The sequence below is a fragment of the Pseudomonas mohnii genome, from assembly GCF_900105115.1.
In the GTDB taxonomy this organism is placed as follows: domain Bacteria; phylum Pseudomonadota; class Gammaproteobacteria; order Pseudomonadales; family Pseudomonadaceae; genus Aquipseudomonas; species Aquipseudomonas mohnii.
The window spans coordinates 5,655,692-5,671,653 of record NZ_FNRV01000001.1 but is presented as its reverse complement, the minus strand read 5'-3'; the positions used below and the strand labels follow the sequence as shown (position 1 = coordinate 5,671,653).

Genomic DNA, 15,962 nt, shown 5'->3' with positions numbered 1-15,962 from the left:
TTGCGTATTGCGCCTCCCCGGCGAGACAGTATCCTTAACGCCCGTTCAACCATTCGGCGCGGCCTTCGGCATGACCTACACCTGCAGCACCCTGGCGTCTCCGGTCGGCGAGTTGAAGCTGGTTGCGAACGGCTCGCGACTGGCGGCCATCCTCTGGGAAAACGACAAACCCGGCCGGGTGCGGCTCGGCCCGATGAGCGAAGCGCCTGACAATCCGATTCTGCTGCGCACGGCGCAACAACTGCGCGAATACTTCGCCGGCGGCCGCCATCATTTCGAGCTGGATCTGGAGTTTGTCGGCACGGAGTTCCAGAAAAAGGTCTGGGCAGCGCTGTTGACCATTCCGTTCGGCGAGACCCGTAGCTACAGCCAGATCGCCGAGCAGATCGGCACCCCGAGTGCGGTCCGGGCGGTGGGTGCGGCGAATGGCAAGAACCCGATTTCGATTATCGCGCCGTGCCATCGGGTGATTGGTGCGTCGGGGAAGCTGACGGGATTTGCCGGGGGGCTTGAGGCGAAGGAGAAGCTACTGACGCTGGAAGGTGCTCAATGGCTCGGAGCCGGAATGACCGCTGATCTGTTCGGGTAAACACAGTTCTCTGTGGCGAGGGAGCTCGCTCGCCACAGAAGGCCCAAGGCTTAAGCCGCGAAGATGTTTTTCATCGCCGCATACTGCAGCAGCATGATGGTCTTCGCATCGCAGATTTCGCCACGATAAAACGCCTCGATCGCTTCATCGAAGGCCCATTCCAGCACTTCCAGTTCTTCCGTCTCTTCCTCCAGCCCGCCGCCTTCGCTGACCTTCGACGCCGCATCGTATTCGGCGATGAAGAAATGCAGTTTTTCCGTCACCGAGCCCGGACTCATGTAGGCCTCGAACACCGGCTGCACGTGGTGCACGCGGTAACCGGTTTCTTCTTCCGCTTCGGCACGAATGCGTTCCTGCGGCGCTGCACCTTCCAACAGCCCTGCCGCCACTTCGATCAGCAGACCGTCGTGGCCGTTGACGAACACCGGCAAGCGGAATTGCCGGGTCAGGACCACCGTTTTCTTCTCGCGGTTGTACAGGAGAATCGCCGCGCCATTGCCACGGTCATAGACCTCGCGGGTCTGGCGCTGCCAATCGCCGTTGTTGCGTTGATAATCGAAGGTGATTTTCCGCAGCAGGTACCAGTCGTGGGACAACACCTGTGACTCAAGGATATTGACCCGCTCGGCTGTGTTCGACATGACAACGCATCCTGTTTTATCGAGATTGCGCATCTTAGGTGAAAACGCCCGGCGTTTGATCCCTCAAACAAGCTGAGCCTTGTATTCCTTCAAATAGGCACCGGCCAGGGACTCTTTCTGTTTGTCGTCGAGCAGCTTGCCGGCCATCTGGAAGAACTTCTGCTCTTCCTCTTCAAGATGGTGATGGACCTTCTCGGACAGCTTCTTCGCGGTGACCAGCCAGGCCGGGCTGGACATCTCGGTCCCATCCAGCTCTTCCATCATTTCGTCCATTTCGTGGTGTTCGGCGATCGCGTGGCGGCTGAGGTCGACGCCGTTATCGAACTCCATCAACGGGATGTAGAAGTGCCGCTCCTCAGCGGTTTCGTGGGCCTGCAGTTCGGACTTGAGCTGTTTGTAGGCCGCAACCCGTTCCGGGGTGTCGCCGCTGGTGCGAATCAGCGCTTTGGCATAGGTACGTTGGCGTTCGTGGCTTTCGCGCAAGGCTTCGAAAATATTCACGGAGTGTCCTCATGGGCGGCGTTCTGGAATGACGCTCTCTGAGGCTAGACATCTGCGTGCAGGCTACGGTTCCACGCGTGCGGGGATAGATCAACCGCCGCGACCAAGATAGTCTGCGGCTTACTGCCATAAGGACATAGCCATGACCCTGCGAATCGAGCTGTCGCCAAACCCCACGGAAGAAGAGCGCCAGGCCATCCTGCAGCCACTGCGCGCCTATAACGCCTCGAAGGCCGCGGGTGCCGTGCCCGAGCACATTGCATTGCTGGTGCGCGATGACAACGATGAAATCCTCGGCGGGCTCTACGCCCGGTTGTTCTACCAGTGGTTGTTCATCGACCTGTTGTCGGTGCCGGAGCAGGCGCGGGGACAGGGCATGGGAACCCGGCTGATGCAGATGGCCGAAGACCTGGCGCGGGAGAGGAAATGCATCGGGCTGTGGCTCGACACGTTCGAATTCCAGGCACCGGAGTTCTACAAGAAATGCGGCTACAGCGAGATCGGGCACATTGCCGACTACCCGCCGGGGTATAAGCACTTCTTTTTTCAGAAGCGCCTGAACAACTGAATCAACACGCCTGCTGTAGGAGCGAGCCTGCTCGCGATGGACGTTAACGATAACGCGGGCAGGCTGACTTAACGCGTTGCCCTTGAGTCCATCGTCGGAACGCCGACCGGAGCAGGCTCGCTCCTACACCGGCGTGCATCAAATCAGAGGCAGGTGGCCAACGCCGCCAACCGACGCTTGGCGACAAAGTCATCATGCTGCGCGTAGTAGCTCAACACGGTGCCCGAGGCATCGGTGGTCACGTCGACGAACGACTCCGCCGAACGCGTGTAGACGGTAGTCCCGCCCTTCTCGCCTGGCTGCAGGTAAGCCGCCGCATCGACACCGAACACCGCTTCGTCCTGCCAGGAAAACTGCACGCACTGGGCAACATCCCTGGCCGGCTTGTCCGAGTTGAGGGTTTTGTACGGAGGTTTGCTGCGGGCATCGCTCATCACCGAGCCCGCGCAACCGGCCAGCAACGTCACGGCCAGCGCTACCATCAGAATTCGCATTGCAGTCGCTCATCAGGAAAAAGCGGACTGTATCACCGTGGCACGGCGTTTCGTTCTGCTTTACTGCATTTATACCGCGACATCGCGCGACGAATCGCGCACCCTGTCGCGCCCTTCGCGTCGCATCGACCTCTATTGTGGAAGCCCAATGACACCCAACGCCGAGTTTTACAAACCCACCACTGAATACGCCGACAAGCTGATCAGTCAGATCGGTCAGACCCCCTCCTGGATCGCCAAGCGAATCGGCGTGACTGACAAGCGCATCCGTTACATCCTCGACGGCGAAAGAACCGTCAAGGGTGAAACCACACCGATCCAGATGACCTACACCGAGCAGTTTGCCCTGGAGTGCCTGGCGGCAGCGGCCAAGGCCAGCAAGAAGCAGGCTTCGCAATCCCTACCCAAGGAGTGACCATGGCGGCATCCGGGCAGCAACACGAACAGGCACTGAAGCGGTTTCTCGAAGAACGCCCCGAGCTGCGTGTGGAGCTCGACAACCTGAATCCATTGCTCGCTCAGGTAAAGGGCGAGACCCTCGCGCAGTATCGCGACGAGCGTTTACACGAAGCCTTCGAGGCCGAAGCCGAGCGTCTCGGTCTGTTTGCCTGGGAATTGACGCTGCTGTTGACCGCCGCCACACCCGAGGACTATCAGGCCCAGCGGCTGGACGTGCACAGGGAAGTCGCGGAAATGGCCGGGCTAGACTGGCAGGAATATTGCGAGTTATATGGATTAACCCCCTAACGTCTCGCTCAAGGATGCCGCTGCCGATGTTGCCTTCGTCTTCAAGTACCCACGCCAGTTCCAGACATTTGCACACTCAGAAATGGCGCGGGCGCATCGGCCTGAGCCTGGTGGCGTTGCTCTCGGTGCTGGCCGGCATGACGGACGCCATCGGTTTCATGGCCAGCGGTGACTTCGTTTCGTTCATGAGCGGCAACACCACCCGTATGGCGGTTGCCATCGGCGCTGGCGACGCGGGATTGACCTTGCGCCTGGCGCTGCTTGTCGCCACCTTCATTGTCGGCAATGCGCTGGGCATCATCGTCAGCCGGCTGGGTGGGCGCCGGGCGCTGCCGCTGTTGCTGACCATCGCCGCGTTGCTATGTGCTGCCGCCGCCTGGCCTTTTGATTCACAGCTGCCAGCCCTGCTCGCGGCCATTATTGCCATGGGCATGCTCAACGCCGCCGTGGAAGAGGTCAATGGTTTGCCGGTGGGCCTGACGTATGTCACCGGCGCCCTGTCGCGCTTCGGACGCGGACTGGGTCGCTGGATGCTCGGTGAGCGCCGTAACGGCTGGCGTGTGCAACTGATTCCGTGGACCGGCATGTTCGCCGGTGCGGTACTGGGCGCCGTGCTCGAACATCATCTGGGGCTCAAGGCGCTGTTCGCCAGCGGCCTGCTCGCTGCGGGACTGGGGTTTCTATCGCTGAAGATCCCGCGGCGTTGGCAGTTGGGGTATATGCCGCGTTGACTGCAGTCCGCAATCGCTGGCAAGCCAGCGCCCACAGTAGATCTGCGGCGAACGACGATTCTGTGATCGACGCATTACCTGTGGGAGCTGGCTTGCCAGCGATTGGCGGCAACCCGGTCCCCGCGAAAACGCCCTTCGCCGCCCCGCCGATAAAGCTTTATCATGGCCGCAGTTTCGCTGATCGAGTCCGTCATGAAGTTCGCCATCGCGCTGTTTTCCGCCGCCCATGCACCCTCCTCGCGCCGTGCCCTGCTGTTCGCCCAGGCCGCGCTGGCCGGCGGGCATGAAATTGTCCGGCTGTTTTTCTACCAGGACGGCGTGTACAACGCCTCCAGCAGCGTGGTCACGCCCCAGGACGAGCAGGACGTGCCCAAGCAATGGCGCGCCTTTGTTTCCGAGCACCAGCTGGACGGCGTGGTGTGCATCGCCGCCGCCTTGCGCCGTGGTGTGCTGAACGAAGAAGAAGCCAGGCGCTATCAACGTGAAGCCGTCGCCGTCGACGCGCCATGGGAATTGTCCGGCCTCGGTCAGTTGCATGACGCCGTTCAGGACGCCGACCGCCTGATCTGTTTCGGAGGCGCTTGAGATGGCCAAATCCTTATTGATCATCAGTCGCCAATCGCCTTGGTCCGGCCCCGGCGCGCGCGAAGCGCTGGACATCGTGCTGGCCGGCGGTGCCTTCGACCTGCCCATCGGCCTGTTGTTTCTCGACGATGGCGTGTTCCAGCTCGCCGCCAGACAGGACGCCAAATCGCTGCAACAGAAAGACCTGAGCGCCAACCTGCAGGCCCTGCCGATGTTCGGCGTCGAAGCGCTGTTTTTCTGTGCCGACAGCGCCGCCGAACGTGGCCTGGACCCTGGCGCCCTGTCGCTGGAAGAAGCCGGACCGCTGACAGCCGGCGAAATCACCGCCCTCATTGACCGTTACGACCAGGTGATCACCCTCTGATGTCGACTTTGCATGTGTTGTCTCACTCCCCGTTCGGTGACTCGCGCCTGAGCAGTTGCCTGCGCATCATCGGCGCCGCAGACGCGCTGCTGTTGTCCGGCGACGCAGCTTATGCCTTGCAGCCGGGCACAGTGCCTTTCGCCACGCTTCAAACCCGTGGCCTGAAACTCTACGTGCTGGCCGAAGATGCCCAGGCCCGGGCCATCGACGTTCCTGACTGGGCCAGGGCCATCGATTACCCGGCCTTCGTCGAGCTGTCGATCCAACACGACAAGGTCAACACGTGGCTATGAATTCCCTGACAGTCGGCGCCCGTACCATCGAGTTGGACAAGGACGGTTTTCTGGTCGAGTTGAGTGACTGGTCTGCCGACGTCGCCAGCGCCCTGGCGGCGGCCGAAGACATCGAGCTGAGCCCCGAGCACTGGGAAATTCTCGAACTGCTGCGCAGTTTCTACGCCGAATTCCAGTTGTCGCCGGCCACCCGTCCGCTGATCAAATACACCGCCTTGAAACTCGGTCCGGCCAAGGGCAACAGCCTGCACCTGAACCGACTGTTCAAAGGCACCCCCGCCAAACTCGCCGCGAAACTGGCGGGCCTGCCCAAACCGACGAATTGCTTATGACTGACTACCCAGCGCTGATACTCGAAACGCCCGCCGAACACCCGTTCGCCCAATTCGTGCGGATTCTCGGCAAAGGCAAGCGCGGTGCCCGCGACCTGACCCGCGAGGAAGCCCGCGAAGCCATGGGCATGGTGCTCGACGACAAGGTCGAAGACACCCAACTCGGCGCGTTCCTGATGCTGCTGCGGCACAAGGAAGAAAGCGCCGAGGAAATGGCCGGCTTCACCGAAGCCTTGCGTGAGCGCTTGCAGCCACCCTCACTGGCGGTCGATCTGGACTGGCCGACCTATGCCGGCAAGAAGCGTCATCTGCCGTGGTATTTGCTGGCGGCCAAATGCCTGGCACAGAACGGCGTTCGCATCTTCATGCACGGCGCCGGCGCCCACACGGCGGGTCGCCTGTACAGTGAACAATTGCTGGGGGCTTTGCAGATCCCGCTGTGCCGCAATTGGCAGCAGGTCGGTGAGGCACTGGACAACGGCGGCTTGGCCTTCATGCCACTGGTGGACTGGGCACCGCAGCTGCAACGGATGATCGACTTGCGCAACACCCTGGGCCTGCGCTCGCCGATCCATTCCCTGACGCGCATTCTCAACCCGCTAGGTGCACGCTGCGGCCTGCAAAGCATTTTCCATCCCGGTTATCAGGCGGTGCACCGCGATGCCAGCGGCCTGCTCGGCGACACCGCGATTGTGATCAAGGGCGATGGTGGCGAAATCGAGATCAACCCGGATGCCGACAGCCACCTGTATGGCACCACGGGCGGCGAGAGCTGGGACGAGGAATGGCCACAGCTGTCGAGCCAGCGCCATGTCAAACCGGCCAGCCTCGACCCCGAGCACCTCAAAGCCGTCTGGCGAGGGGATGTGGTCGACAGCTATCCGCAGATGGCCCTGATTTCCACTATGGCCCTGGCGTTGCGCGGCCTCGGACAAAGTCGCGAGCAAGCGTTCGAAACCGCACAGCGTTACTGGGATGCCCGGGACAAATCGATTTAATCGATCATAACTGCCCAACCTTTGCGCTTTTTGTTCGAACTCATGGGAATAGACTCGACTCCAACGATTATTGGTTGAGGAGTCTGAGCATGGGTTTGTTAGTCGAAGGCCGCTGGCAGGACAAATGGTACGAAAGCAGCAAGGACGGCGCGTTTCAGCGTGAACAGGCGCAGCGCCGTCACTGGGTTACGGCCGACGGCCAGCCGGGACCGACGGGTGTCGGCGGCTTTGCGGCCGAGGCCGGTCGTTATCACCTTTATGTCTCCCTGGCCTGTCCGTGGGCCCATCGCACGCTGATCCTGCGCAAACTCAAGGGTCTCGAAAAGCTGATCGACGTATCGGTGGTCAGCTACTTGATGCTGGAGAACGGCTGGACCTTCGACAAGTCCCACGGCTCAACCGGCGACAAGCTCGATCACTTCGACTTCATGCACCAGCGCTACACCGCCGACACCGCCGACTACACCGGCCGCGTCACCGTACCGGTGCTGTGGGACAAACAACAGCAACGCATCGTCAACAATGAATCGGCGGAAATCATCCGCATGTTCAATGGCGCGTTCGACGCATTGACCGGCAACGACCTGGACTTCTACCCGGCACCACTACGCAGCGAGATCGATGCGCTGAACGAGCGGATTTATCCGGCGGTCAACAATGGCGTGTACCGTGCGGGGTTTGCCACATCGCAACAGGCTTATGAAGAAGCGTTTGATGGATTGTTCGCCGAACTGGATCGGCTGGAGCAATTGCTGGGGGCCAACCGTTATCTGACGGGGGAATACCTGACCGAAGCGGATATCCGTCTGTTCACCACAATCATTCGATTCGACGCGGTGTATTACGGGCACTTCAAGTGCAACCTGCGGCGGATTGCCGATTATCCGAACCTGTCGAACTGGCTGCGGGAGATTTATCAGTGGCCAGGGATTGCCGAGACGGTGGACTTCACCCACATCAAGCATCACTACTACGGCAGCCACAAGACCATCAACCCGACCGGCATCGTGCCTAAAGGCCCGGAACAGGATTTCACCGCGCCCCATGATCGGGAGCGGTTGAGCGGTAAAGGGGTTTGGCGCAAGGCCTGAAGCTTGTGCCGTTTTTCAGGCCCCCAACGCTAGCAGGCTAGCTCCCACACAGGATTTGTGTCGTTCACAAACCCCCTGTGGGAGCTAGCCTGCTAGCGAAGGGCGCGACTCGGTTTTCAGACCTGCGCCTGAGCCCCTTCGAACCACGCCAGTTTCTCGCGCAGTTGCACCACCTCACCCACGATCACCAGCGTCGGCGCATGCACTTCATGCTCCGCCACCAGCCGTGGAAGATCGGCCAATGTGCCGGTAAATACCCGCTGATTGACCGTGGTGCCCTGCTGGATCAATGCCGCCGGGGTATCCGCGTTGCGACCATGCTTGATCAACTGTTCGCAGATGATCGGCAGGCCTACCAGGCCCATGTAGAACACCAGGGTCTGCGCCGGCGCAACCAGATCGGCCCACGGCAGATCGGTGGAACCGTCCTTGAGATGCCCCGTGACGAACCGCACCGACTGCGCGTAATCACGGTGAGTCAGCGGGATCCCGGCGTACGCCGCGCAACCGCTGGCCGCCGTGATGCCCGGCACGACCTGGAACGGGATGCCTTGGGCCGCCAGTTCCTCGATCTCTTCACCGCCACGGCCAAAGATGAACGGATCGCCGCCTTTCAGCCGTACCACACGCTTGCCTTGCCTGGCCAGGTCCACCAGTTGCTGGTTGATCTGATCCTGTGGCACGGCGTGATCGGCGCGACGCTTGCCGACATAAACCCGCTCGGCATCACGCCGACACAGTTCGAGAATTGCCGGCGCCACGAGGCGGTCGTACAGCACCACATCGGCTTGCTGCATCAGGCGCAGGGCACGGAAGGTCAGCAAGTCGGGATCACCCGGCCCGGCGCCGACCAGATACACCTCACCGGTCGCCACGGGTGCTTCACCGTCGATTTTCGCTTGCAGCAAACGCTCGGCTTCGGCGCCCTGCCCGGCCAGCTGTCGGTCGGCAATCGGCCCCTGGAACACGTCCTCCCAGAATGCCCGGCGCTGTTGCACGTCCGGGAACAGGCCTTTGACCTGGTTACGGAAGCGCGCGGCCAGACCGGCCAGTTGACCGTAGGTAGAGGGAATCCAGGTTTCAATCTTGGCGCGGATCAAACGCGCCAGGACTGGCGCATCGCCGCCGCTGGACACGGCAATCACCAGCGGCGAGCGGTCGACGATGGCCGGGAAGATCACGCTGCACAGGGCCGGCGCGTCCACCACATTGACCGGCACGCAACGCCGATGGGCATCGGAGGAGACTTGTGCGTTCAGCGATTCGTCATCGGTGGCGGCAATGATCAGCCCGCAACCGTCTAGGTCCGCCTCGACGTAACCACGCAGCACGCACTCGCCACCGCTGAGGGCGACCAGTTCGCTCAATTGGGTTTCGATTTCAGGTGCGACCACCCGCAGTAGCGCACCGGCATCGGCCAGCAGGCGGGATTTGCGCAAGGCAATCTCCCCCCCGCCGACGACCAACACACGACTGCCGCGAAGGTTATGGAACAGCGGCAGATAGTTCATTTAGCCGATGACCTCGAGGCCACCCATGTACGGCTTCAGCACTTCAGGCACACGGATCGTACCGTCGGCCTGCTGATAGTTCTCCAGCACCGCCACCAGGGTACGACCGACTGCCAGGCCGGAACCGTTCAGGGTGTGGACCAGTTCAGGCTTGCCGGTTTCCGGGTTGCGGAAACGTGCTTGCATGCGACGGGCCTGGAAATCGCCGCAGTTGGAGCACGACGAAATTTCACGGTACTTGTCCTGGCTCGGGATCCACACTTCCAGGTCGTAGGTCTTGACTGCACTGAAGCCCATGTCGCCGGTGCACAGCGCCAGGGTGCGGTATGGCAGCTCCAGCAACTGCAGGACTTTCTCGGCGTTGGCGGTCAGGCCTTCCAGGGCTTCCATCGAGGTCGATGGCTCGACGATCTGGACCATTTCGACCTTGTCGAACTGGTGCTGGCGGATCATGCCACGGGTGTCGCGGCCCGATGCACCGGCTTCACTGCGGAAGCATGGGGTGTGGGCAACGAACTTGATCGGCAGCAGTTTCGAATCAACGATTTCGCCGGCCACGATGTTGGTCAGGGACACTTCGGCGGTCGGGATCAGGTACAGATCGGCCTCGCCTTCGCGGGCGATCTTGAACAGGTCTTCTTCAAACTTGGGCAACTGGCCAGTGCCTTGCAGCGCCGGGGCCTGGACCAGATAAGGCGTGTAAGCCTCTTCATAGCCGTGCTCGGTGACGTGCAAGTTGATCATGAACTGGGCCAGGGCGCGGTGCAGGCGGGCAATCGGGCCACGCAGCAAGGCGAAACGGGCGCCAGACAGTTTGGCGGCGGTTTCGAAGTCCAGCCAGCCGAATTTTTCGCCCAGGGCCACGTGGTCCTGAACCGGGAAATCGAATGTGGTCGGCGTACCCCAGCGGCGCACTTCGACGTTGTCGTCTTCGTCTTTGCCGACCGGCACCGACTCGTGCGGCAGGTTCGGAATACCGAGCAGAATCGAGTCCAGCTCAGTCTGGATCGCGTCCAGCTCGACCTTGCCGGCACTCAACTCGCCCGCCATGCGCTCGACGTCGGCCATCAACGGCGCGATGTCTTCACCGCGCTGCTTGGCCTGACCGATGGATTTGGAGCGCGCATTACGTTCAGCCTGCAGGGCTTCGGTGCGGGTCTGGACGGTCTTGCGCTGTTCTTCCAGCGCTTCGATGCGCGCAACATCCAGGGCAAAGCCACGGGATGCCAGGCGGTCCGCTACGTCCTGAAGGTTGCTACGTAACAGTTTGGAATCGAGCATGTCGGTCTCTCGTTATCAAAGTTTGGTCAAGGACAGGCCAGCCCAGGTGGCGAGCAGCCCGCCGAATACGCTGATGGCAGCATAGCCCAGGGCCAGCGGCACCTGCCCGCTTTCCAGCAGGCGCACCGTATCCAGTGAAAAGGATGAAAAAGTCGTCAGCCCTCCGAGGAAGCCGACGATTAGCCCGGCGCGCACCTCGAACGGCACCTCCGGGCGGATCAAAAACAGACCGTATAGAAAGCCGATCAGCAAACAGCCGACGATATTAACGGCCAGCGTCGCGGTATAGAAGTGCCGCGGCCAATTAGCGTTGATCCAGTTACCGGTGGCGAAGCGCAACAGCGTGCCGGCCATCCCGCCGACGGAAACCGCAATGATCAAGGGAACCACTATTTTCTCCGCTGCCGGGGGCTTAAACGGTCAAGTTGCGCCAAGTGATTGAGCTTCTCGCCAATCTTCAATTCCAGCCCACGTGGTACGGGCTGATAGAAGGGTTGAGGTTCGAGCTCTTCCGGAAAATAGTCTTCGCCAGCGGCGTAGGCATCCGGCTCATCGTGGGCATAACGGTATTCATCGCCATAGCCCAGTTGTTTCATCAGTTTGGTCGGGGCATTGCGCAGGTGCAGTGGCACTTCCAGGGAACCGTGCTCGGTGGCGCTGCGCATCGCGGCCTTGAAGCCCATGTACACCGCGTTGCTTTTCGGCGCGCAGGCCAGGTAGGTGATGGCCTGGGCCACCGCCAGTTCGCCTTCCGGACTGCCGAGGCGCTCCTGCACCTCCCACGCCGCCAGGCACAGGCTCAGCGCACGCGGGTCGGCATTGCCGATGTCTTCGCTGGCCATGCGCACCACGCGCCGGGCCAGATACAGCGGATCGCAACCGCCGTCGATCATTCGCGCGAACCAGTACAACGCGCCATCGGGGTTGGAGCCGCGTACGGATTTATGCAGCGCGGATATCTGGTCATAGAACGCTTCGCCGCCCTTGTCGAAACGCCGACGGGTATCGCCCAGCAGGCTTTGCAGCAGATCGACGCCGATCTCGCTGTTGTCTTCGGCGAGGTCCGAGGCGTTTTCCAGCAGATTGAGCAGGCGCCGGCCATCGCCATCGGCCGCCGACAGTAACATCTGGAAGCCTTCATCGCTCAAGGTCAGCTGGCGTTTGCCCAGGCCACGCTCTTCGGTCAACGCACGCTGCACCAGTTTGCGCAGCGCCGCTTCGTCGAGGCTCTTGAGCACGTAGACGCGGGCACGGGAGAGCAAGGCGTTATTGAGTTCGAAAGACGGGTTTTCCGTGGTCGCGCCGATGAAAATCAGCGTGCCGTCTTCGACGTACGGCAGGAACGCATCCTGCTGCGACTTGTTGAAGCGATGAACCTCATCGACGAAGAGGATGGTGCGCTTGCCGTATTGCCCGGCCTGTTGCTTGGCGATTTCCACGGCCTGGCGGATTTCCTTGACCCCGGCCAACACCGCCGACACCGTTTCGAAGTGCGCGTCCGAGACTTCCGCCAGCAGACGCGCCAGGGTGGTCTTGCCCACGCCCGGCGGCCCCCAGAAGATCATCGAATGCAGGGCACCCTGCTCCAGGGCTTCGCGCAATGGCTTGCCGCGAGCGAGCACGTGTTCCTGACCGACGTACTCGTCCAGATTGGTCGCGCGCAAACGGGCGGCCAATGGCTGGGCAATCGGGGCACTGCGAAACAAGTCCATCACTACCTCTGAAACCTCAATTGAACACCGTCCCCACTGTAGGAGCGAGCCTGCTCGCGATGGACTCAAGGGCACCGCTGGGTGTCAGGCCGCCAGCGTTATCGTTAACGCCCATCGCGAGCAGGCTCGCGCCTACAAGGGTGTTGTGTCTTATTCCTGGATCACATCGGCACCCTTGGGGATGTCGAACTTGAATTTCGAAGCCGGGATCGGCTCGTTGGCCTTCACGCCAGTGAACAGGATATTGGTGCGCTGACCGACGCTGTCAATCAATTGCATGTCATTGACCAGGCCATTGCGGAACGACAGACGCAGGCTGTCGAACAGGGTGTCCTTGGTTTTCGGCTTCAAGGTGAAGTCGATCACGCCGCCGGCTTCCTTGGCGCTGATGTCGAAGCTCTGGCTGATCTTGGACACGTCACCGGACAGCAGCAAGGCTGGGGTCTGGGTCAGGCGCTGGTCGAGATTCTTGATGGTGGCCTGCTCCAGATCGGGGTCCCACAGGGTCACTTTCTTACCGTCGGAGACCATGGTCTGTTCGGCTGGCGCATTGGTGTGCCAGTAGAACAATCCCGGGCGTTGCAGGGACATTTCACCGGCCGTCTCCTGCAATTGGGTGCCTGTACCATCGAGGGTCAACTGGGAGAAACGTGCGGTCAGGGTCTGGGATTTTTCCAGCAGTTGGGTCAGACGCGCCACGTCCTTTTCATCGGCGTGGGCCGAGAGCGTGGTCAAGGCCAGTACCGGCAACAGCATGCGGATAAGACGCATGGGAGTCCTCATAATATTCGTGGGAGTGCGGACGGTGCCTCAAGACGCCGTCCTTCAAAAATCAGGTCAGTCGCGCACCGGGCCGGGGGCCAGGACTTCACGCGAGCCATTGGTGTTCATGGACGTCACGACCCCGGCCATTTCCATGGCTTCGATCATGCGCGCAGCGCGGTTGTAGCCGATTTTCAGCTTGCGCTGAACCGCGGAAATGGACGCGCGACGGCTTTCCAGAACGAACTGCACCGCCTCGTCGTACAGCGCGTCAGCTTCGGGATCATCGCCGTCGCCACCACCGCTGCTGCCTTCAAAGCCGCTACCGGCCTCTTCGACACCGTTGAGAATGTCGTCGTTGTACTCCGGCGCCCCACGCAGTTTCCAGGCTTCGACCACCCGGTGTACCTCGTCATCGGAAACGAACGCACCGTGGACGCGAATCGGCAGGCTGGTGCCCGGCGGCATGTACAGCATGTCACCGTGGCCCAGCAGCTGTTCGGCGCCGCCCTGGTCGATGATGGTGCGCGAGTCGATCTTGCTCGATACCTGGAACGCCATGCGGGTCGGGATGTTGGCCTTGATCAGACCGGTGATCACGTCCACCGACGGACGCTGGGTCGCAAGAATCAAGTGAATACCGGCGGCTCGCGCCTTCTGCGCGATACGGGCAATCAGTTCTTCAACCTTCTTACCGACGATCATCATCATGTCGGCAAACTCGTCGACGACCACGACGATGGTCGGCAGCTTTTGCAGCAGCGGCGCTTCGTCGTGGATGCTTTCGCGCTTGTACAGCGGATCGCTCAACGGCTCGCCAGCGTCCTGGGCTTCCTTGACCTTGGCGTTGAAGCCCGACAGGTTTCGCACGCCCATCTTCGCCATCAGCTTGTAGCGCCGCTCCATCTCGGCAACGCTCCAGCGCAGGGCGTTGGCGGCGTCCTTCATGTCGGTAACCACCGGGCAAAGCAGGTGCGGAATGCCCTCGTAGATCGACAACTCGAGCATTTTCGGGTCGATCATGATCAGCTTGGCGTCTTCCGGGCCGGACTTGAACAGGATCGACAGGATCATCGCGTTCACGCCCACCGACTTACCGGAACCGGTGGTACCGGCCACCAGCAGGTGAGGCATTTTCGCCAGGTCGGTGATCACCGGCTTGCCGCCGATGTCATGGCCCAGGGCCAGGGTGACCGGCGATTTGAAATTGTCGTACTCGGGCGTCGAGAGCACTTCGGAGAAACGCACGATCTGGCGGTCTTCGTTGGGGATCTCGATACCGACCGTGGTCTTGCCGGGAATCACTTCCACGACCCGCACACTCGTCACGGCCAGGGAGCGCGCCAGGTCTTTGGCCAGGTTGGAGATACGGCTGACCTTGACCCCGGCCGCCGGCTGGATTTCGTAACGGGTGATCACCGGACCCGGATGGATCGAGTCCACGGTAACTTCGACGCCGAATTCCTTGAGTTTGATTTCCAGCAAGTGACCGACCGCCGCCAGGGACTCCGGTGAGTAATTGAGCTGTTTCTTTTCCGCAGGGTCGAGAATCGAGATCGGTGGCAAGGTGCCTTCCACGGCGCTGTCGACGAACAGCGGCGCCTGTTTCTCTTTCTGTACGCGCTTGCTTGGCTCGGGCGCCTTGACCGGGGCCGGCGCGATCACAGGCGGTACCTGCTTCTCGCGCTCGGACATGTGCTTGCTCAGCGCCTGCTCACGTTCGATCAGGCGCTCCTTGACCTTGGCCTGCTCGCGTTTGTCGGTGACGGTCGGCGCGACCACGTCATGCACGCGATCATCGACTTCACGCAACTGCGCGACCAGTTGCTTGCGCTCGGTACGGGCCGCCCACCAGCGATTGGCCGCGCCCTGGAACAGTTCGAAAAGGTCGAGGGTGATCTTGCCGGTGACGTCCATCACCTTGAACCAGGAAAGGTCGGTGAACACCGTCAGGCCAAACAGGAACAGCGCAATGAACAGCAGCGTTCCGCCCTGGATGTTCAGGGCGTTCTTTGCCAGATCGCCGAGGCTTTCCCCCAGCGCGCCGCCAGCACCGGCCGGCAACCCGGTCGCGGCATGGAAATGGATGTGCGCCAACGCAGCGCCGGACAGCACCAGAAACACCAGGCCGATCAGCCGCCAGGAAAACAGCCAGCCGCTCCACTGCCATGGCTCGTGGCGTTGACGGAATATCTGGTAGGTCTTGATCGCCAGCAGCAGCGGGAAGACGTAGGCGAAATAACCGAGCACCATGAACAGGATATCGGCGCTGTAGGAGCCCGCCGGCCCGCCGAAATTCTGTACGTCGTCGATCTTGCTGTTGTGGCTCCACCCCGGATCGTCCTTGCCATAGGTCAACAAGGCCATCATCAGGAACAGGCACAAGGCACCAATGGCGATCAATGCACCTTCCTTGAGTCGGTAGTGCAAATGCTGGCGCCAGAGCGGAACGACGGCTGGTTTAGGTGCTGCGGTGGATTTCTTCAAAACGCTTCTTTTCCTGCGCCTATGGCGCGTCCATCTGTTGAATGACTATAAAAACTGCCAAAAAAACTGCCCAATCCAGGCAGGTAAAAAGTTAACGGGCGTAACAAGTACTACTTTTAACATTGCGCCTCGGTTTTTATAAATACGAAGTGCACTGCATATTTTGTTACAGACACTGTGACAGCCACGCATTGTACGGGTTTGTTCGTCCGATGCCATGCTTGAAACCTTAGGTTGCAGCATAGTCAAAAGCACATTACGTGCGACTCAATTTG

The 15,962-nt window shown here is 61.0% G+C and carries 20 protein-coding genes; 11 read left to right on the top strand and 9 right to left on the bottom strand.

Annotation, left to right across the window (positions count from 1 at the left end; translation table 11 throughout):
- Positions 1-70 precede the first annotated feature (70 nt).
- Positions 71-589, top strand: coding sequence for a methylated-DNA--[protein]-cysteine S-methyltransferase (locus BLV61_RS26515; protein WP_090468448.1), 519 nt, complete (start codon positions 71-73; stop codon positions 587-589).
- Between the two features lie 50 nt (positions 590-639).
- On the opposite strand, the gene BLV61_RS26510 is transcribed toward BLV61_RS26515, so the two are convergent.
- Complete coding sequence (locus BLV61_RS26510; protein WP_090468446.1) at positions 640-1,230, bottom strand: NUDIX domain-containing protein; 591 nt, start codon at positions 1,228-1,230, stop codon at positions 640-642.
- Between the two features lie 63 nt (positions 1,231-1,293).
- Positions 1,294-1,731 carry a hemerythrin domain-containing protein gene (locus BLV61_RS26505; RefSeq protein WP_090468444.1) on the bottom strand — a complete coding sequence of 146 codons (438 nt, stop codon included), beginning with the start codon at positions 1,729-1,731 and terminating at the stop codon, positions 1,294-1,296.
- Between the two features lie 142 nt (positions 1,732-1,873).
- Here BLV61_RS26505 and BLV61_RS26500 point away from each other — a divergent pair, with 142 nt between their 5' ends.
- A complete protein-coding gene (locus tag BLV61_RS26500; protein ID WP_047527722.1) occupies positions 1,874-2,299 on the top strand; it encodes a GNAT family N-acetyltransferase in 426 nt (141 codons plus the stop codon).
- 143 nt (positions 2,300-2,442) lie between these two features.
- Here BLV61_RS26500 and BLV61_RS26495 read toward each other — a convergent pair whose 3' ends face one another.
- Positions 2,443-2,793, bottom strand: a complete 351-nt coding sequence (locus BLV61_RS26495; RefSeq protein WP_090468442.1) for a hypothetical protein — start codon at positions 2,791-2,793, stop codon at positions 2,443-2,445.
- Between the two features lie 148 nt (positions 2,794-2,941).
- Between BLV61_RS26495 and BLV61_RS26485 the strand changes: the two genes are divergently transcribed.
- The 9 genes from BLV61_RS26485 to BLV61_RS26445 all read left to right on the top strand — a co-directional run bounded on the left by BLV61_RS26485 (position 2,942) and on the right by BLV61_RS26445 (position 7,934).
- Positions 2,942-3,208, top strand: a complete 267-nt coding sequence (locus tag BLV61_RS26485; protein ID WP_047527719.1) for a hypothetical protein — start codon at positions 2,942-2,944, stop codon at positions 3,206-3,208.
- A gap of 2 nt (positions 3,209-3,210) precedes the next feature.
- Positions 3,211-3,540 (top strand): DUF6388 family protein, encoded by a 330-nt coding sequence (locus tag BLV61_RS26480; protein ID WP_047527717.1) that lies wholly within the window; start codon positions 3,211-3,213, stop codon positions 3,538-3,540.
- Positions 3,541-3,566: 26 nt separating this feature from the next.
- A complete protein-coding gene (locus BLV61_RS26475; RefSeq protein ID WP_047538438.1) occupies positions 3,567-4,271 on the top strand; it encodes a YoaK family protein in 705 nt (234 codons plus the stop codon).
- A 192-nt stretch (positions 4,272-4,463) separates the two neighbouring features.
- A complete protein-coding gene (gene tusD, locus BLV61_RS26470) occupies positions 4,464-4,856 on the top strand; it encodes a sulfurtransferase complex subunit TusD (protein WP_047538436.1) in 393 nt (130 codons plus the stop codon).
- Position 4,857: 1 nt separating this feature from the next.
- Positions 4,858-5,220: a sulfurtransferase complex subunit TusC gene (tusC, locus tag BLV61_RS26465; RefSeq protein ID WP_090468439.1), complete on the top strand. Its 363-nt coding sequence runs from the start codon at positions 4,858-4,860 to the stop codon at positions 5,218-5,220.
- Positions 5,220-5,513, top strand: a complete 294-nt coding sequence (gene tusB / locus BLV61_RS26460; RefSeq protein ID WP_090468437.1) for a sulfurtransferase complex subunit TusB — start codon at positions 5,220-5,222, stop codon at positions 5,511-5,513. Before tusC ends, tusB begins: the two co-directional genes overlap by 1 nt.
- Positions 5,510-5,845, top strand: coding sequence for a TusE/DsrC/DsvC family sulfur relay protein (locus BLV61_RS26455; protein ID WP_047527712.1), 336 nt, complete (start codon positions 5,510-5,512; stop codon positions 5,843-5,845). The genes tusB and BLV61_RS26455 overlap by 4 nt, the downstream gene beginning before the upstream one ends.
- The gene (locus BLV61_RS26450) at positions 5,842-6,843 is read left to right on the top strand and encodes a glycosyl transferase family protein (protein ID WP_090468435.1); all 1,002 of its coding nucleotides are present in this window, start codon (positions 5,842-5,844) and stop codon (positions 6,841-6,843) included. The genes BLV61_RS26455 and BLV61_RS26450 overlap by 4 nt, the downstream gene beginning before the upstream one ends.
- An 89-nt stretch (positions 6,844-6,932) precedes the next feature.
- Entirely contained in the window at positions 6,933-7,934 is a 1,002-nt protein-coding gene (locus BLV61_RS26445) for a glutathione S-transferase family protein (protein ID WP_090468433.1), read from the top strand.
- Between the two features lie 116 nt (positions 7,935-8,050).
- On the opposite strand, the gene cysG is transcribed toward BLV61_RS26445, so the two are convergent.
- The 6 genes from cysG to BLV61_RS26415 form a co-directional block, all read right to left on the bottom strand.
- Positions 8,051-9,445, bottom strand: a complete 1,395-nt coding sequence (cysG, locus tag BLV61_RS26440) for a siroheme synthase CysG (RefSeq protein WP_090468430.1) — start codon at positions 9,443-9,445, stop codon at positions 8,051-8,053.
- Positions 9,446-10,726: a serine--tRNA ligase gene (serS, locus tag BLV61_RS26435; RefSeq protein ID WP_090468428.1), complete on the bottom strand. Its 1,281-nt coding sequence runs from the start codon at positions 10,724-10,726 to the stop codon at positions 9,446-9,448.
- 15 nt (positions 10,727-10,741) lie between these two features.
- Positions 10,742-11,116 carry a fluoride efflux transporter CrcB gene (gene crcB, locus BLV61_RS26430; protein ID WP_047527706.1) on the bottom strand — a complete coding sequence of 125 codons (375 nt, stop codon included), beginning with the start codon at positions 11,114-11,116 and terminating at the stop codon, positions 10,742-10,744.
- Positions 11,116-12,438, bottom strand: coding sequence for a replication-associated recombination protein A (locus tag BLV61_RS26425; protein ID WP_047527705.1), 1,323 nt, complete (start codon positions 12,436-12,438; stop codon positions 11,116-11,118). Before BLV61_RS26425 ends, crcB begins: the two co-directional genes overlap by 1 nt.
- Before the next feature lie 150 nt (positions 12,439-12,588).
- Complete coding sequence (lolA, locus tag BLV61_RS26420; protein ID WP_047527704.1) at positions 12,589-13,209, bottom strand: outer membrane lipoprotein periplasmic chaperone LolA; 621 nt, start codon at positions 13,207-13,209, stop codon at positions 12,589-12,591.
- Between the two features lie 66 nt (positions 13,210-13,275).
- Positions 13,276-15,687 carry a DNA translocase FtsK gene (locus tag BLV61_RS26415; RefSeq protein ID WP_081997843.1) on the bottom strand — a complete coding sequence of 804 codons (2,412 nt, stop codon included), beginning with the start codon at positions 15,685-15,687 and terminating at the stop codon, positions 13,276-13,278.
- Positions 15,688-15,962 lie beyond the last annotated feature (275 nt).

Coding starts and splice junctions, on each gene's coding strand:
- BLV61_RS26515 (WP_090468448.1), top strand. CDS start 71: ATGACCTACACCTGCAGCACCCTGGCGTCTCCGGTCGGCGAGTTGAAG.
- BLV61_RS26510 (WP_090468446.1), bottom strand. CDS start 1,230: ATGTCGAACACAGCCGAGCGGGTCAATATCCTTGAGTCACAGGTGTTG.
- BLV61_RS26500 (WP_047527722.1), top strand. CDS start 1,874: ATGACCCTGCGAATCGAGCTGTCGCCAAACCCCACGGAAGAAGAGCGC.
- BLV61_RS26495 (WP_090468442.1), bottom strand. CDS start 2,793: ATGCGAATTCTGATGGTAGCGCTGGCCGTGACGTTGCTGGCCGGTTGC.
- BLV61_RS26485 (WP_047527719.1), top strand. CDS start 2,942: ATGACACCCAACGCCGAGTTTTACAAACCCACCACTGAATACGCCGAC.
- BLV61_RS26480 (WP_047527717.1), top strand. CDS start 3,211: ATGGCGGCATCCGGGCAGCAACACGAACAGGCACTGAAGCGGTTTCTC.
- BLV61_RS26475 (WP_047538438.1), top strand. CDS start 3,567: ATGTTGCCTTCGTCTTCAAGTACCCACGCCAGTTCCAGACATTTGCAC.
- tusD (WP_047538436.1), top strand. CDS start 4,464: ATGAAGTTCGCCATCGCGCTGTTTTCCGCCGCCCATGCACCCTCCTCG.
- tusC (WP_090468439.1), top strand. CDS start 4,858: ATGGCCAAATCCTTATTGATCATCAGTCGCCAATCGCCTTGGTCCGGC.
- tusB (WP_090468437.1), top strand. CDS start 5,220: ATGTCGACTTTGCATGTGTTGTCTCACTCCCCGTTCGGTGACTCGCGC.
- BLV61_RS26455 (WP_047527712.1), top strand. CDS start 5,510: ATGAATTCCCTGACAGTCGGCGCCCGTACCATCGAGTTGGACAAGGAC.
- BLV61_RS26450 (WP_090468435.1), top strand. CDS start 5,842: ATGACTGACTACCCAGCGCTGATACTCGAAACGCCCGCCGAACACCCG.
- BLV61_RS26445 (WP_090468433.1), top strand. CDS start 6,933: ATGGGTTTGTTAGTCGAAGGCCGCTGGCAGGACAAATGGTACGAAAGC.
- cysG (WP_090468430.1), bottom strand. CDS start 9,445: ATGAACTATCTGCCGCTGTTCCATAACCTTCGCGGCAGTCGTGTGTTG.
- serS (WP_090468428.1), bottom strand. CDS start 10,726: ATGCTCGATTCCAAACTGTTACGTAGCAACCTTCAGGACGTAGCGGAC.
- BLV61_RS26425 (WP_047527705.1), bottom strand. CDS start 12,438: ATGGACTTGTTTCGCAGTGCCCCGATTGCCCAGCCATTGGCCGCCCGT.
- lolA (WP_047527704.1), bottom strand. CDS start 13,209: ATGCGTCTTATCCGCATGCTGTTGCCGGTACTGGCCTTGACCACGCTC.